This is a genomic window from Rhizobium sp. KNZ14-9A (assembly GCF_056755015.1).
The window spans coordinates 4,672,651-4,687,681 of record NZ_JBPGXB010000002.1; the positions used below are offsets into that span (position 1 = coordinate 4,672,651).

Here is a 15,031-nt window from a genome sequence, read left to right on the forward strand (position 1 = left end):
TGGGGAAGGGCCGCGCGGTTTCCGCGCGGCCCTTTTCATATCAGGGAGCATCCCTTTCAGGCTGCGGGCCATTTCCAGTTGCGCACGTCCGGCATGTCTTCACCATATTCGCGGACATAGGCATGATGCTCGACGAGCTTGGCCCTCAGGCTTTCCAGCACTTCAGGCACTTTCTCCTTCAGGCCCGGAACGCGCTCGATCGCCTCGATGGCGAGGTGGAAGCGGTCGAGTTCGTTGAGCACTGTCATGTCGAAGGGCGTGGTTGTCGTGCCCTCTTCGATGAAGCCGCGCACATGGATATTGCGGTGGTTGGTGCGCTTATAGGTCAGCCGGTGGATGAGGTAGGGATAGCCGTGATAGGCGAAGATCACCGGCCTGTCCTTCGTGAAGATTGCGTCGAAGGCCTCGTCCGTCAGGCCGTGCGGATGCTGATCCTGCGATTGCAGGGCGAGAAGGTCGACCACGTTGACAGTGCGGATCTTCAGCTCCGGAGTATGCCGATGCAGCAGATCGACGGCAGCGAGCGTCTCCATGGTCGGTACGTCGCCGGCGCAGGCCATGACGACATCGGGCGCGACCGTATCGTCCTCGTGGCTCGCCCAGTTCCAAATGCCGATGCCGGTTTCGCAGTGTTTCACCGCCTCGTCCATGGTCAGCCATTGTGGCTCTGGCTGCTTGCCGGCGACGATGACGTTGATGCGGTCGTAGGTCTTCAGGCAATGATCACCGACCCAGAGCAGGGTGTTGGCGTCCGGCGGCAGGTAAATACGGACGATATCGGCCTTCTTGTTGGCGACGAGATCGACGAAGCCGGGGTCCTGATGCGAGAAGCCGTTATGGTCCTGCCGCCAGACATGCGAGGTCAAGAGATAGTTGAGCGAGGAGATCGGCTTCCTCCACTCCAGTTCGCGGGTGACCTTCAGCCACTTGGCATGCTGGTTGAACATGGAATCGATGATGTGGATGAAGGCCTCGTAGCAGGAAAACAGGCCATGCCGGCCCGTCAACAGGTAGCCCTCCAGCCATCCCTGGCAAAGATGTTCGCTCAGTACTTCCATGACGCGGCCGTCGCTGGCGAGGCTCACGTCATAGGGTTCGATCTTCTCCATCCAGACGCGATCGGTGACTTCAAAGACGCTGCCGAGACGGTTTGATTCCGTTTCGTCGGGGCCGAAGATGCGAAAGTTCGCGTTGGCTTCATTGAGCTTCATCGCGTCGCGCAGGTAATGGCCGAGGATTTCGGTGGATTGCACCATCTCAGCCCCGCGTTTCTCCATCTTTACCTCATAGGTGCGGATATTGGGCGTGATCAGCTCCTTGCGCAGCAGACCACCATTGGCGTGCGGATTGGCACCCATACGGCGTTTGCCTGAGGGGGCCAGCGCCCGTAATTCAGGCTTCAGCGCGCCCGAGGTATCGAAGAGGTCTTCGGGATCGTAACCGCGCATCCAGTCTTCGAGGATTTTCCGGTGTCCGTCGTTCTCTCGGCAATTGGAAACCGGCACCTGATGGGCGCGCCAGAAGCCTTCGACCTTTTTGCCGTCCACTTCCTTCGGGCCGGTCCAGCCCTTGGGGCTGCGCAGCACGATCATCGGCCAGCGCGGGCAGGCCTGCGGAGCCTTGCCGTCGCGTGCCTGTTTCTGAATTGCTCGAATGCGGTCGAAGATCTTGTCGAAGGTGGCGGCCATCTGCTGATGCATCTTTGCCGGCTCGTGGCCTTCGACGAAGAAGGGCTCATAACCATAGCCTTCGAACAAATGCGTCAGATCCTGGTCGCTCGCCCGGCCGAGGATGGTCGGATTGGCGATCTTGTAACCGTTGAGATGCAGGATCGGCAGGACGGCACCGTCGCGGGCGGGGTTCAGGAACTTGTTGGAATGCCAGCTTGCCGCCAGCGGCCCGGTCTCGGCTTCGCCGTCGCCGATGACGCAGGCGACGATCAAATCGGGATTATCGAAGGCTGCGCCGTAGGCATGGACGAGCGCATAGCCGAGTTCGCCGCCCTCATGGATGGAGCCGGGCGTTTCCGGCGCTGCATGGCTCGGGATGCCGCCGGGGAAGGAGAACTGGCGGAAGAGCTTGCGCATGCCGTCCTCGGTCTCGGCGATGTCGGGATAGATCTCGCTGTAGATGCCTTCGAGATAGGTATTGGCGACCATGCCCGGTCCGCCGTGGCCGGGACCGCACATATAGATGACGTCGAGGTCGCGGGCACGGATGACGCGGTTCAGATGCGCATAGATGAAGTTGAGGCCGGGCGTGCTGCCCCAGTGGCCGAGCAGGCGGGGCTTGATGTGTTCCGGCTGCAGGGGCTGGCGCAGGAGAGGATTGGACAGGAGATAGATCTGGCCGACCGAGAGATAATTGGCGGCACGCCAGTAGCGGTCGATGAGTGTGAGTTCGGCGTCTGACAGAACTGCTGGAGTTGAGACATGCTTTTCCATGGATTTCTCCCGTTTAAACTTGTTCAACGTCAATTCTAGCGGCTGGCGCTGGCGTGCATTTGATCTGGATCATCAGGAGCGAAGAATAGAGAGCGTTTCCTGCGCGATGATCTGTTCCTCGTCGGTGGCAATGACATGCGCCGTTATGCGGCTTGCGGGTGTCGTGATCGTGAAGCCGTTGGCGGCATTCGCCTTTTCATCGACTGCGAGGCCGAGCCAACCCAGACGCTGGAGGACTGCTGCGCGGATCTGCGGCTGATGCTCGCCGATGCCGGCCGTAAAGACGATGGCGTCGAGCCCGCCGAGCGTCACCGACATGCGGCCGATCTCGCCTGCGATGCGCAATGTGAAGAGGTCGAGCGCCTCCTGGGCTTCTGCGCGGTCATCCTCGAGAAGATCGCGGGTATCGGCATTGATGCCGGAGACGCCGAGCAGGCCGGAGCGATGGTAGAGCAGATGTTCCACCTGATCGGCGGACTGCTTCCTCTGCTGCAGCAGATGCAAGATCACGCCGGGATCGAGCCAGCCGGGCCTTGTGGCCATGGGAATGCCGTCCAGCGTGGAAAAGCCCATGCTGCAATCGCGACTGATGCCCTGTTCCAGAGCGCAGAGGCTTGCGCCGCTACCCAGATGGGCGGCGACGATTTTCGCTTTGTTCGACAGCCTGCGGCTTACCTCCCCTGCGATGAATTTGTAGGAGAGGCCATGAAAGCCGTAGCGCTTGATGCCCTCGTCATGAAGCGCGCGGGGGATGGCGAAGCGGCGAACGAGTTCGGTCTGCGTGGCGTGAAAAGCGGTATCGAAGGAGGCCGTCTGAGTCAGATGCGGCTTCAGGTGCTTCAGTGCCCGGATGAAGCGGAGCGCCTGCGGCTGATGAAGGGGAGCGAGCGGCGTCAGCGCATCGACTGCGTCGATTGCGGCGTCATCAAGCGCTGTCACTTCGGTGAAACGGTCGCCGCCATGGACGACGCGGTGGCCGGCAGCGCGGACGGCGCCGATATCGAAATGCTCCGAGAGCAACTGGAACGTTTCGTCGATAACGGCGTGCAAATCGTCGGTAAGCTCGGCCTTGAGCGGCGTATCGAAGGTCTTCGGGCCTTCCATGATGCTGAAGGCGAGGGGCTCGGCTCGCAAGTCGATAACGCCCTTGCCGATGCGGCGCACCTTTGCATCCTCGATTGCGAAGATGCCGATCTTCACCGTCGACGAGCCGGCATTGAAGGTCAGGAGAAGGTCGGTCGACGGCATTTTGCTTGATGCTCCCCTGCGAGCGTGACGGTGACGAACTTAGCGTCATCGTGCCGGGTGGGAAGTCTTTTGCGTCCCGGCAGGCAATTTTTGGTTGCTGATTCGGTTCCGGATCCGGATGGCGGGAATGGTCGCGTCATGAGAGCTTCACGCTAGGGATTTATTAACAAACGGCAATTTGCAAATGGAACAAGGAACTATGCCATGGCCGACATTGCCCCCAGCCATAGCGACGCTTCCCATCCGCTGCATCATTCGAACTCCGCCGGCAAATGGTTCCTGCCGGTGTTCGGGCTCGTTGTGGTCTGCGGTCTCGGATATGTCGGCTATGCCCTCGCCCGTGATCTGACCGCCGCAGTTGCCGTTCCCTGGCTGCTTCTCGGCCTTGCGCTGCTGATCGCGCTCGGCTTCGAGTTCGTCAACGGTTTCCACGATACGGCCAATGCCGTGGCGACCGTTATCTATACGCGCTCCATGCCGGCGGAATTTGCCGTCATCTGGTCGGGCTTCTTCAATTTTCTCGGTGTCTTGACGTCGACGGGCGCCGTCGCCTTCGGCATCCTGGCCTTGTTACCGGTCGAGCTCATCCTGCAGGTCGGCTCCGGCTCGGGTCTGGCCATGGTCTTCGCTCTATTGATAGCAGCGATTGTCTGGAACCTTGGTACCTGGTATCTCGGCCTGCCGTCATCGAGCTCGCATACGCTGGTCGGCTCGATCATCGGTGTCGGCCTCGCCAACCAGTTCCTGGCGCCGGCAGGCTCGGCCACCAGCGGTGTGGACTGGTCGCAGGCGACCAACATTGGCCTGTCACTCCTGATTTCGCCAATCATCGGTTTCGGCCTTTCGGCCATCCTGCTCGTCGTTATGAAGTTCCTGGTGCGCAAACCCGAGCTCTATCAGGAGCCGAAGGGCAACCAGCCGCCGCCGTTATGGATCCGCGCCATCCTGATCTTTACCTGCACGGGCGTCAGCTTCGCCCATGGCTCGAATGACGGCCAGAAGGGCATGGGTCTCATCATGCTCATCCTGATCGGTCTGGTGCCGACCGCCTTTGCGCTGAACCGCACGCCTGACGTCAACTATCTCGAAGCCTACAAGTCGGCTTCGGCGCAGGTGGAAACGGCGCTCGGCAAATATATAAAGCCGGGTGTGACCGTTACCGATTTCAAGGCTGAAGTCGGCAATGCCGTCAAGAACAAGGTCTGGACGGATGCGACCACGCCGGCGCTGCAGCAGTATATCCATCAGACGAGCGCCGAAGTCGCCGCTTTCCCGACGCTGGAAGCCGTTCCGACCAATCTCGTCAGCAACGTCCGCAACGACATTTACCTGATCGGCGAGGCGCTGAAGCTCATCGACAAGCAGAAGCTGCTGCCGATGGATGCCAGCGATCTCAAGGCCGTCACCGGCTATCACGCGGCGGTGGACAATGCGACGAAGTTCATCCCCTTGTGGGTGAAGGTCGCCGTTGCGCTGGCGCTCGGCCTCGGCACCATGGTCGGCTGGAAGCGCATCGTCGTGACGGTTGGTGAGAAGATCGGCAAAACGCACCTGACCTACGGCCAGGGTGCCGCCGCGGAAGTCGTCGCCATGGTGACGATCGCCTCGGCCGACCATCTCGGCCTGCCGGTTTCGACCACGCATGTTCTGTCTTCCGGTGTGGCGGGCACGATGGCTGCGAACGGCTCGGGCCTGCAATGGTCCACCGTGCGCAACATGCTCATGGCCTGGGTGCTGACGCTGCCGGCCTCGATCGCGATCGCCTTCCTGCTGTTCGTGATCCTGCGGCAAGTCTTCTAGTTTAAAGCATTTCCGTTTTTCTTCGAAACACGGAAATGCTTTATCTCTTTGTTTTCACGCAATTCCGGACGCAAAACCGCTTCACACTTTTGCTGGAATTGCTTTATTCAGGCCGTAGAGGCCAGATTGGTATTCTGGCTTTCGATGAAGATGCCCGCCTCCGCGGCGGGCATCGCCTTGCCGAAGAGATAGCCCTGACCGATGTCGCAGCCAAGCTGCAGTAGATAGGCGAGCTGGGCGTGCTCCTCGACGCCTTCAGCCGTTGTCTTGATGTTGAGGCTTCTTCCGAGAGCGAGCATGGCGCGGACGATCTTTTCCTGCTTCTCGTCCTCCCGGCAGGTGGCGATGAAACTCTTGTCGATCTTGATTTTGTCGAAGCGATAACGGGCGAGCTGAGCAAGGCTCGAATAGCCCGTGCCGAAATCATCGAGCGCGATCTGTACGCCCGCTTTATGCAACTCATCGAGAATATGGGCCGCGATCGCCGGATCCTGGACCAGCGCGTTTTCGGTGATTTCAACTTCCAGTCGCCTGGCGGGCAGGCGGCTTGCAGCGAGCACTTTGAAGATGCGCGAGGGAAGGAGTTTATCCTCCATCTGCACGGGTGACACGTTGAAGGAAAGCCTTACATCGTCAGGCCAGGCGAGGGCATCGCTGCAGGCCTGGGTGAGAAGGTTTTCGAACAGTTCGGTGATCATGCCGGTTTCTTCGGCGATGCCGATGAAGACCGGAGGCGGAATATTCATGCCGTCCTCGTCGGTCCATCGGGCCAGCGCCTCGAAGCCGCAGAGCCTGCCGCTCCTGAGATCGATCAGCGGCTGATAGTAGGTCTTGATCGCCTTGTTCTGAATGGCGCCGCGCAACTTGGTTTCGAGCGATGCGCGTTCCGCCACCTTGTCCTGCATGGACGTTTCGAAGATCAGTTGATGATTGGGCCCGCGCGATTTCGCCTCGTACATGGCGAGGTCGGCGCGGTGAGCGGCATCCTCCAGCGGCTCTGCGCCTTCGCTCCAGCGGTCGTAGCCCACGCTGGCGCCAACCTCTACGGCAAAGCCATCGATTAGGATGGGGCGGGTAACCGCCTGGATGAGCACTTTGGCAAACCATTCCTCCCGCGCCGCTGTCATGCCGAGGGCGATGATGATGAATTCATCCCCGCCGAAACGGTAGACGCAGTCGGCATTGCCCAACGCGCAAATGCGCTTGGCCACTTCCACCAGCAGAACGTCGCCGCCCTTATGGCCGACGAGGTCGTTGACCTTCTTGAAGCCGTCGAGATCGACGGAGAAGATAGTGACGTTGCTCTTGGCCTCTTCGGGAAGATTGCCGTCCTTATCGGCGGGCTTGGGCAGGATCTTGCGTTCGAAGGCGTAGCGGTTCGGAAGCTTGGTCAGATGATCGTGGGTGGCGGTCCAGTCGGCGCGCGCCTGGGCGGAGTCGCGAAGCTGCATCTCCTTGCGAAGGTCGGCAATGCGCAACACGGAATAGATGAAGCTCATCGCGCCGGCGATGCCGAGGGCCAGCACGAACTTATCGGCACCGTAATTCTCGAAGGTGCTCATGAAGGAAACGAGCCAGTTATCGACATCCAGCAGGGTGGCCGAAATCCACAGCACTGCACCGAGCGCCATGATCGTCAGACATTGCCTTCCCGCCCTGCTCCTGAAGAATTCCGGCATGAGCTTCTCCATCTCCACCCGGGGCGGAAATATCATGAAAGTCTGAAATGTTTATTGAAACCTGAAGGCGAATTGTTGGAGACCATGCCATGCATTCGGTAGCACTTTCATCGGAAGCGAGTGTGCGGAACACCGAATTTTACCGGCGATTTGAAACCTTTGGCCGCTTGCCGCTTTATGCTTTCGCAACGGATGCAGGCAGATGTCCCTCTTCTATTTCAAGACCATAGACAATGACGGCACGGTTCCCGGCGATCTGCCGTTCGAATTTCCCGATCTTTTCGCCGCCGTGGAAGAGGCAAAGCATGTGCTGGCCGAAATGGCGCTCGACGGTTTGCCGCAATGGCCGGGCGGATCGCTGGGCATAGAAGTGCAGAACGGTGATCACTCTCCGATCGTGCGACTGCGGCTGGAACTGAAAGTGGATTACATCCGGCCGGCCTGAGCGGAACCAATATTGCGTCGAAGCCGTGTTCCGCGAACATTCACGAGAGAGGACAATCTCATGCAACTTGTCGGCACCCAGGTCATCCCCGCCTACGGCGGCAAAGGCGGTTTCACGGTCGAGTTCGTGGGCGACGGCGGCGAAGTCGTCTCCGTGCAGATCAAGAACGTCCCCGGCCAGCAATTGAACCGGCTGAATGCGGTCGAAAAGGCGAGGGAAGTGATGAGCCGTTTTGCCACGGCGAAGATCCGGGACGACGATGATGGTGGCGCCAGCGTGCTCCGGAGTGCCCGTGCGGCGGGTGACACGGGAACGATGGAAGAGCAGCTTGACGAAGGGCTGGAAGGCACCTTCCCCGCCAGCGATCCAGTCTCGGTCACCAACACCGCAATCCCCAAGGGAAGCAAACACTGATCTACCCTTTTATGGTCGCTATGCCTGAAAGCGCCCCGCGATCATCGGCTTGATCGTGGGGCGCCTTTACCGCCGCTCGGCGTGCTGATCCTGATGGAAATTATCGGAGCGCCGCTCTGGCTCGTGCGGAAAAACAACGTCTATTCCGATGATGTGGCGCAGATACGTCGCGTGCGCAGCGCGGTAGCCGATCTGCTTTCCACCCTGCGGGATGCCGAGACTTGCCCGCGTTGCTTCCTGCTAACCTCGGCCAACTCGGTCTGTTCTTCGCTGTCATTCAGATTCCGCAATAGATTGGCAAAGAGAAAGGCGAGCAGCCGCAGCACGCTCGCCTTTGACGTACTCTGACAGTTCAGACGACGTTGATCAGCAATGGCAGGCTGATCATGACGCCGACGAGAACGGCGACAACAGTTGCGACACGCACGATGCGAATACGCCACGTGCGCTCCCCACTCCAGTCATAGGTCATTTTTCGTCTCCTCGGGGAAGGACGTAGAGCCCGGGATTCCGGGTTCAATATGTATGACTGTGTTTGCTTGTGTAAGACTGGACTAATTTACGAGGACTATTCAGAAACGCAGCGACCAGCGGCGACCGTCATGCGTCATACGCACTATCCCAAGCGGCTGGACATCGATGGTCCAGAAGGCGGTCGGCGGTGCTTTCAGCACATTCAGGATCGTGGCGCGGATGACGGCTGCGTGGGTGACTGCGATGATATGGCCGCCGAGCGGCATCTCCTCGTTCATCCAGCCGGCGATTCGCTTGCCAAGCTGTTGCAGGCTCTCGCCCTCATGCGGGGTCGCTTCGGGATCGGACATCCAGAGTGCAAGATTTTCAGGCTCCTCGGCGTGGAGACTGACCAACGGTTTGCCGACCCAGCGGCCGTAGTCACAATCCCTGAGCGACGGGGCAACGGTCGCGTCGAAGCCCAGCATTTCGGCGGTCTGTCTGGCGCGTAGGGCCGGGCTTGTGAAAACCCTATCCGCCCGTCCCGGCGCCGGCAGCGTGGTATCGCTCAGCACCTTTTCCTCCAGCGGTTCGTCCGCCGGAAAGGAGGCGGTACGATTGGCTGCTGTCGCGCCGTGGCAGATCCATGTGAGGCGGGTGGTCACGTCTTTCGCGCCTTGCGGAGATGGGGCGGGATCGCCGCCGCCCGCATATGAAGTTTCGTTGACAGTGTCTTTGGCGTGCAGATATAACCGTGACGTTGCGGGTTTGGAAGCCGGTGAGAGTCCGGCGCGGTCGCGCCACTGTGACCAGCGTGTCGAAATTCTTCGCGTTGGAAGTCAGACCTAACTGCACGCAAGATTCTCGACTGAACGCGTCATTCCAGGAGGAATACATGTCTGACACCACTTTCGCGCCCGTCGCGTCACCCGCCCCAATTCCCGTAGGCCAGATTCTGCCATGGGCGATCTTCGGCGGCCTGCTGATGCTGATCGCCATCTATTTCGTTGGCACCGAAGAAGGCGCGATGGCGCTCTTCAACGGCATGTATGTGCACGAATTCGTGCATGACGCCCGTCACCTCCTCGGCTTCCCCTGCCACTAAGGGAGTGCCTCACATGGTTGGAAATCTTCTGCTTCGCGGCATGATCGCGGGCCTGATTGCTGGCATCCTGGTTTTTGCCTTTGCGCGCGTCTTCGGTGAGCCGCTGGTCGATGCGGCGATTGCCTTTGAAGAGGCTACATCGCAGGCGGCCGGTGCGGCAGCCGAACCGGAAATCGTCAGCCGCGCCACCCAGGCGGGGCCTGGGCTCTTTATCGGTGTCATGGCCTATAGCGTTGCCATTGGCGGGCTGTTTGCGCTTGTCTTCGCCTTCGTGCACGGCCGCTTCAGCAGCCTTTCGGCACGCGGCACCTCGGCCGTTATCGCAATCGCAGCTTTCGTCGCCATCGTCATCGTTCCGGCTATCAAATATCCGGCCAATCCGCCGGCTGTCGGCAACTCGGATACGATCGGCGTGCGCACAGAGCTGTTCTTCCTGATGATTGTCGTCTCGGTTGCTTCGCTGATCGCGGCCGTCGCAATTGCCCGCAGCCTGAGAGCGCGCTACGGCTTATGGAATGCGGCGGTCGTTGCGGGTATTCTCTTCGTCGTCTTCATCGGTCTGGTGGAATATCTGCTGCCTCCGATCAATGAAGTGCCGGAGAATTTCTCGGCGATGGTGCTATGGCGCTTCCGCACGACCACGCTCGGCATGCATATGATCCTCTGGTTAGTGCTCGGTCTCGCTTTCGGCGCGCTGGCGGAGAAGCGCCTCGGGGCGAAGAGCGGGTTGCGTCCGGCCTATCGATAAGGGTCGGGAGAGGGGGCTTGCCGCTCCCTCTTTCCTTGCAAAACCTATCGGCTCTTGGCTGCTGCGTCGGGACGTTGGACTATTGTGAAAAACGGATTCAATCTCCTTTGTTTCGGCCTTGCCCTGTTGATCGCTGGTAGCGCATCCGCGCATGGAGGCGGCGAGGGCAGCCGTGCCGGCCTGCCGGTGCCCGAAATATCTCACGGGGAAATGGCTGTGATTGCCGACTATCGCGGCCGTATCATGGATCTCGCCGCAAGCGCGGTCGATACGAACGAACCTTTCCGGCGTGTCCTGAACTATGCCGAAATCCAGTATTCCTACTGTCTCTGGGGTCGGATGCCCGGTAGCGTGACGGATGAGGAAAGTCCGTTCAACGAATGCGCCCATGCCTATCTCGCCGCGACCAAGGCGGTGCTGCTCGCCATGCGCGACATGCCACAGGAGGCGGTAGTGGCCGGTGAAATCGCATCGGCTGTTGATGTCGATATGGTCAGGCGCGGGCTCTCGCTGGTGACCTGCCGCTTCAGTGGTGAGGGTTTCAACACGGCCGATGTTCTGCGCCCGCACTGGAGCGAAATTCCGCTGCATCCGGCGAGCATGGCCTCGCTGACCGGATTTGCGGCGATCCTCGCCGCAGGGTTCTTTGTTCTCAGGCGGCTTCTTCGGATTCAGTCCTCGGAATAGCGCTGCTCGCGCCACGGATCACCATACATATGGTAGCCGTTCTTTTCCCAGAAGCCGGCCTTGTCGGCCGGCAGCAGATCGATGCGGCGCAGCCATTTGGCGCTTTTCCAGAAATAGAGATGCGGTACGACGAGACGCATAGGTCCGCCGTGATCGCGGGTGAGCGGCAGGCCTTCCCATGAGGTGGCGAGAATGGCGTCTTCGGCGGCGAAATCGGATAGCGGCAGGTTGGTCGTGTAGCCGTCATAGCTTGTCAGCATGACGTAACCGGCTTCGGCTTTCGGCATGGCGAGATCAAGCAGGTCTCGGGTCGAAACACCCTTCCACTTGTTGTCGTAGCGCGACCATGTTGTGACACAATGGATGTCGGTGATCATTGTGCTCTGTTCCAGCGCCTGGAAGGCGGCCCAACTAAGGTCGAGCGGTGTCTCGACCAGACCGTGAACTTCCAGCCGCCAGCTATCAATAGAAATGATCGGCTGCTGGCCGAGGTCGAGCACCGGCCAGTTCTTGACCAGATGCTGGCCCGGCGGCAGGCGCTCGGTTTCCGGACGGCTGATGCGGCCGGTCAGAAATTTTCCCTCCACCGCCCAGCGGCGCTTGGACGTCGTGAGTTTGCTGTCTTCCGGGATCTGGTCATCGCTCATAGCGGTCTCCTTGCGGTGCAGCAATCAGACATCCGCGCCTGATACGTGTCAAGTTTCGGCGCCTCTTGGAAATCTCCACCGCGCTCATTACACTTGAAGCCGTCGGGGTATGCCTCCACGGGGAGCGGAGGCGGAAAGGGAGGAGCGAGACTTTGTCTTCGCGCTATCGTGTCATTGCGGCGCTCTGCGCCGCACCCTTGCTGATTTTCGCTTTCTTCTATTACGGGAGCGCGGTCGCTACGCGCGCCTATATGGGCGAGGCTTCGGCGCAGGCCGGCACGGCACTCCGGCTTGCGGCCTCGGCGCTGAGTGGCCATCTCAGCCGCTACGAGGCGTTGCCGGCGCTGATCGCCGATCATGACGATGTCAAGGAGCTGGTGAGTCGGCCGGATGATCGCTCGCTGCGCGACAATGCCAATCTCTACCTCAAGGAAATCAACGGGCTGCTGAAATCATCCGATATTTATGTCGTGCGTCCGGATGGCGAGACGATCGCCGCCAGCAATTATGATGGCCCCGGCAGTTTCATCGGTGAGAACTTCAGCTATCGCCCCTATTTCCAGGAGGCGATCGGCGGGCATCAGGCCCGCTTCTATGCCCTCGGTACGACCTCGCTGAAGCGCGGCTATTATTTCTCTTCGCCGATCTGGGTGGATGGCGAAATCCGCGGCGTCATTGTCTTCAAGGTCGATATCGACGTAATCGAATCCTCCTGGAGCGGCGGCGAGTACCGCATCTTCGTCTCCGATCCCGAGGGTATCATCTTCATGTCCGACAGTCCGGACTGGCTCTATGGGGCGATCCTGCCGCTGAGTTCGGATCGGGTGGCGCGCACCGAGGCATCGCGACGTTATGCCAACGCGAAACTGGTGGAACTGCCGGTCATCCGTCATCGCTTCGAAGATCATGACCTGATGACGCTCGCCAGCGATCGCGGGCAAAGCGAATATCTCGTGCTCTCGCACTACATGCCGGCCGAGGACTGGACGGTGAACGTGCTGATGGACACGAGCTCCATCCGAGCGCAAGCCCGTACAGCGCTGGTCGTCGTCTTCCTCATTCTCTGCATTGCCGCTCTGACATTTGCCATTCTTCGGCAACGACGCATGCGGCTTGCCGAGCGCCTGCAGCTGCAGGCCGAGGCGCGGAACGAGCTGGAGCGGCGGGTTGATGAGCGTACGGCCGATCTTGCCCGCGTCAACAGCCGCATTGAGGAGGAAATTGCCGAGCGGCGCCTGACCGAGCAGCAGCTGCGCCAGACACAGGCTGATCTCATCCAGGCGGGTAAGCTTGCCGGTCTCGGTCAGATGTCGGCAGCACTTTCGCACGAGTTCAACCAGCCGCTTGCCGCCGCCAAGACCTATACAGACAGCGCCTCTGTCCTGCTCGAACGCGGCCGTACGGCCGAAGCGCAGGACAACATCCAGCGCATTGGCGGACTGATAGATCGCATGGCTTCCATCAGTCGGCATCTGCGCAATTTCGCGCGCAAGCCCAATGAGAAGCTAGGCCCCGTGCCGCTCGATGAGGCGATCCGCGATACGCTGGAGATCATCGCCTGGCGGCTCAAGGCTGCGGAGGCTGATCTCCGGCTGCATCTCGGGGCGCGGCCGCCGGTGGTCAAGGCGGGCTCGGTGCGACTGCAGCAGGTGCTGGTCAATGTGATCTCGAATGCGGCTGATGCCGTCGAGGGGCTGGAGGATCGGCGCATCGAGGTTTCGGCGTCCGAAGAGGCCGGCAGGGTAATCCTGACCGTGCGTGATCATGGGCCAGGTGTGCCGGCGGCGATTGCCGAGCGCATCTTCGACCCCTTTTTCACCACTAAGGGCGTCGGCAAGGGGCTCGGGCTGGGGCTTTCCATCTCCTATAACATCATCAAGGATTTTGGCGGCAGCCTGACCGTCTCCAACCATCCGGAGGGTGGAGCCGTGTTCCGTATCGAGCTTTCTGCGGCAGCTGGCATGATGCCGGAGGCGGCGGAATGAACGAACAGAAGATATTGCTCGTCGATGACGAAGAGGAACTGCGCCGCTCGACGGCGCAGGCGCTGGAACTCTCCGGCTTCAGCGTCGAGACCTTTTCCAATGCCGACCACGTGCTGGAACTGATCGGCTACAGTTTTCCCGGCGTCGTCGTCACCGATATCCGCATGCCCGGCATGGACGGCATGACGCTGATGCAGAAGATCCGCGAACTCGATACCGAAGTGCCGGTTATTCTCGTCACCGGCCACGGCGATGTACAGCTTGCCGTCAAGGCGATGCGCGAGGGCGCCTATGACTTCATCGAGAAGCCGTTTACGCCGCAGATGCTCGCGGGCGTCATCCGCCGCGCTATGGAACGGCGCAGCCTCGTCTTGGAAAATCGGCTGCTGAAGGCGGTGGCCGGCAAGCGCGACGATATCGAGGCGCGCCTGCCGGGACGAACGCAGATCATGGTCGACCTGCGCTATCGCATCCGTGCGATCGGGGCGAGCGATGCCGACACGCTTATTGTCGGCGACACTGGTGCGGGCAAGGAAGTGGTGGCGCGGGCGCTGCACGATATCAGCGCGCGGGCAAGCCGGCCATTCATCGCTATCAATTGCGCAGCACTTCCGGCAAACCTGATCGAGAGCGAGCTTTTCGGGCATGAGGCCGGCGCTTTTCCGGGGGCCGTGCGGCCGCGCTACGGCAAGTTCGAGCATGGGCGGGGCGGCACCATCCTGCTCGACGAGATCGGCTCCATGCCGTTTGATCTGCAGGCGAAGTTTCTGCGGGTGCTGCAGGAGAGAATGATTTCGCGCCTTGGATCGAATGAGACCGTATCGCTCGACGTGCGGTTCATCGCCACGAGCAAGGTCGATCTGGAAGCGGAAGTCGCTGGTGGCCGATTCCGCGCCGACCTCCTCTACCGCCTGAACGTCGCGACCATTCATGTGCCGTCGCTCTCACAACGCCGGGCCGATGTTCCGCTGCTCTTCATGCAGCTCGTCAGGGAAGCGGCAGCTCGCTACGGCAAGGACGACATGGCCGTGCCGCCGGATGTGATTTCCGATATCGCGCAGCGCGACTGGCCGGGCAATGTCCGCGAATTGCGCAATGCGGCCGACCGCTTCGTGCTTGGTCTCGATGGCGGCGGCCGGCAGGCCGAGGTCGCGGGGCTTGCCGAACGCGTCGCGGAATTCGAACGTGGCGTGATTGCGAGTGCGCTTGTCGCCCATAGCGGCAGTCTGAAGCCGGTCTATGAATCGCTCGGCATCTCGCGCAAGACGCTTTACGAGAAAATGCAGAAATACGGTCTCGACAAGAAGCTGCTGGCCAATGACATGGCCGGTGAGATGCGCCGCGAGCTTTGATGCCCCTTTCGAATTTGATCGTGA

General features: G+C 60.5%; 14 protein-coding genes. 9 read left to right on the plus strand and 5 right to left on the minus strand.

Features of this window, described 5'->3' with window-relative positions:
- Positions 1-56: 56 nt before the first annotated feature.
- Both ACR9ZQ_RS29805 and ACR9ZQ_RS29810 read right to left on the minus strand, forming a co-directional pair.
- Positions 57-2,444 carry a phosphoketolase family protein gene (locus ACR9ZQ_RS29805; protein WP_481429259.1) on the minus strand — a complete coding sequence of 796 codons (2,388 nt, stop codon included), beginning with the start codon at positions 2,442-2,444 and terminating at the stop codon, positions 57-59.
- A 72-nt stretch (positions 2,445-2,516) separates the two neighbouring features.
- On the minus strand, positions 2,517-3,692 hold the full coding sequence (locus ACR9ZQ_RS29810; protein ID WP_481429260.1) for an acetate/propionate family kinase: 1,176 nt from the start codon (positions 3,690-3,692) through the stop codon (positions 2,517-2,519).
- A 204-nt stretch (positions 3,693-3,896) separates the two neighbouring features.
- Between ACR9ZQ_RS29810 and ACR9ZQ_RS29815 the strand changes: the two genes are divergently transcribed.
- The gene (locus ACR9ZQ_RS29815) at positions 3,897-5,492 is read left to right on the plus strand and encodes an inorganic phosphate transporter (RefSeq protein ID WP_481429261.1); all 1,596 of its coding nucleotides are present in this window, start codon (positions 3,897-3,899) and stop codon (positions 5,490-5,492) included.
- Between the two features lie 107 nt (positions 5,493-5,599).
- Here the strand turns inward: ACR9ZQ_RS29815 and ACR9ZQ_RS29820 are convergent, their stop codons facing one another.
- Positions 5,600-7,171, minus strand: coding sequence for a putative bifunctional diguanylate cyclase/phosphodiesterase (locus ACR9ZQ_RS29820; RefSeq protein ID WP_310383378.1), 1,572 nt, complete (start codon positions 7,169-7,171; stop codon positions 5,600-5,602).
- 202 nt (positions 7,172-7,373) lie between these two features.
- Here ACR9ZQ_RS29820 and ACR9ZQ_RS29825 point away from each other — a divergent pair, with 202 nt between their 5' ends.
- The 3 genes from ACR9ZQ_RS29825 to ACR9ZQ_RS29835 all read left to right on the plus strand — a co-directional run bounded on the left by ACR9ZQ_RS29825 (position 7,374) and on the right by ACR9ZQ_RS29835 (position 8,378).
- Complete coding sequence (locus ACR9ZQ_RS29825) at positions 7,374-7,616, plus strand: DUF6894 family protein (RefSeq protein ID WP_113323771.1); 243 nt, start codon at positions 7,374-7,376, stop codon at positions 7,614-7,616.
- A gap of 60 nt (positions 7,617-7,676) precedes the next feature.
- Positions 7,677-8,030 carry a hypothetical protein gene (locus ACR9ZQ_RS29830; RefSeq protein ID WP_310383375.1) on the plus strand — a complete coding sequence of 118 codons (354 nt, stop codon included), beginning with the start codon at positions 7,677-7,679 and terminating at the stop codon, positions 8,028-8,030.
- 81 nt (positions 8,031-8,111) lie between these two features.
- A complete protein-coding gene (locus ACR9ZQ_RS29835) occupies positions 8,112-8,378 on the plus strand; it encodes a hypothetical protein (RefSeq protein WP_481429262.1) in 267 nt (88 codons plus the stop codon).
- Between the two features lie 224 nt (positions 8,379-8,602).
- Here ACR9ZQ_RS29835 and ACR9ZQ_RS29840 read toward each other — a convergent pair whose 3' ends face one another.
- Entirely contained in the window at positions 8,603-9,148 is a 546-nt protein-coding gene (locus ACR9ZQ_RS29840) for a histidine phosphatase family protein (protein WP_310383371.1), read from the minus strand.
- Positions 9,149-9,378: 230 nt separating this feature from the next.
- On the opposite strand from ACR9ZQ_RS29840, the gene ACR9ZQ_RS29845 reads away from it, so the two are divergent.
- The 3 genes from ACR9ZQ_RS29845 (at position 9,379) to ACR9ZQ_RS29855 (ending at position 11,023) form a co-directional block, all read left to right on the plus strand.
- Positions 9,379-9,588, plus strand: a complete 210-nt coding sequence (locus tag ACR9ZQ_RS29845; RefSeq protein ID WP_113323767.1) for a CbtB domain-containing protein — start codon at positions 9,379-9,381, stop codon at positions 9,586-9,588.
- A gap of 13 nt (positions 9,589-9,601) precedes the next feature.
- Positions 9,602-10,336, plus strand: coding sequence for a CbtA family protein (locus tag ACR9ZQ_RS29850; RefSeq protein ID WP_439016454.1), 735 nt, complete (start codon positions 9,602-9,604; stop codon positions 10,334-10,336).
- A gap of 84 nt (positions 10,337-10,420) precedes the next feature.
- Positions 10,421-11,023, plus strand: a complete 603-nt coding sequence (locus ACR9ZQ_RS29855; protein WP_481429263.1) for a hypothetical protein — start codon at positions 10,421-10,423, stop codon at positions 11,021-11,023.
- Here the strand turns inward: ACR9ZQ_RS29855 and ACR9ZQ_RS29860 are convergent.
- Complete coding sequence (locus ACR9ZQ_RS29860) at positions 11,008-11,670, minus strand: sulfite oxidase-like oxidoreductase (protein WP_439016452.1); 663 nt, start codon at positions 11,668-11,670, stop codon at positions 11,008-11,010. The two genes, ACR9ZQ_RS29855 and ACR9ZQ_RS29860, sit on opposite strands and share 16 nt — an antisense overlap.
- 152 nt (positions 11,671-11,822) lie before the next feature.
- On the opposite strand from ACR9ZQ_RS29860, the gene ACR9ZQ_RS29865 reads away from it, so the two are divergent.
- Together ACR9ZQ_RS29865 and ACR9ZQ_RS29870 are read left to right on the plus strand one after the other, a co-directional pair.
- Positions 11,823-13,655 (plus strand): sensor histidine kinase, encoded by a 1,833-nt coding sequence (locus ACR9ZQ_RS29865; protein WP_481429264.1) that lies wholly within the window; start codon positions 11,823-11,825, stop codon positions 13,653-13,655.
- Positions 13,652-15,007 (plus strand): sigma-54-dependent transcriptional regulator, encoded by a 1,356-nt coding sequence (locus ACR9ZQ_RS29870; protein ID WP_113323764.1) that lies wholly within the window; start codon positions 13,652-13,654, stop codon positions 15,005-15,007. Before ACR9ZQ_RS29865 ends, ACR9ZQ_RS29870 begins: the two co-directional genes overlap by 4 nt.
- Positions 15,008-15,031 lie beyond the last annotated feature (24 nt).

Coding starts and splice junctions, on each gene's coding strand:
- ACR9ZQ_RS29870 (WP_113323764.1), top strand. CDS start 13,652: ATGAACGAACAGAAGATATTGCTCGTCGATGACGAAGAGGAACTGCGC.
- ACR9ZQ_RS29810 (WP_481429260.1), bottom strand. CDS start 3,692: ATGCCGTCGACCGACCTTCTCCTGACCTTCAATGCCGGCTCGTCGACG.
- ACR9ZQ_RS29830 (WP_310383375.1), top strand. CDS start 7,677: ATGCAACTTGTCGGCACCCAGGTCATCCCCGCCTACGGCGGCAAAGGC.
- ACR9ZQ_RS29850 (WP_439016454.1), top strand. CDS start 9,602: ATGGTTGGAAATCTTCTGCTTCGCGGCATGATCGCGGGCCTGATTGCT.
- ACR9ZQ_RS29805 (WP_481429259.1), bottom strand. CDS start 2,444: ATGGAAAAGCATGTCTCAACTCCAGCAGTTCTGTCAGACGCCGAACTC.
- ACR9ZQ_RS29815 (WP_481429261.1), top strand. CDS start 3,897: ATGGCCGACATTGCCCCCAGCCATAGCGACGCTTCCCATCCGCTGCAT.
- ACR9ZQ_RS29845 (WP_113323767.1), top strand. CDS start 9,379: ATGTCTGACACCACTTTCGCGCCCGTCGCGTCACCCGCCCCAATTCCC.
- ACR9ZQ_RS29825 (WP_113323771.1), top strand. CDS start 7,374: ATGTCCCTCTTCTATTTCAAGACCATAGACAATGACGGCACGGTTCCC.
- ACR9ZQ_RS29860 (WP_439016452.1), bottom strand. CDS start 11,670: ATGAGCGATGACCAGATCCCGGAAGACAGCAAACTCACGACGTCCAAG.
- ACR9ZQ_RS29820 (WP_310383378.1), bottom strand. CDS start 7,171: ATGCCGGAATTCTTCAGGAGCAGGGCGGGAAGGCAATGTCTGACGATC.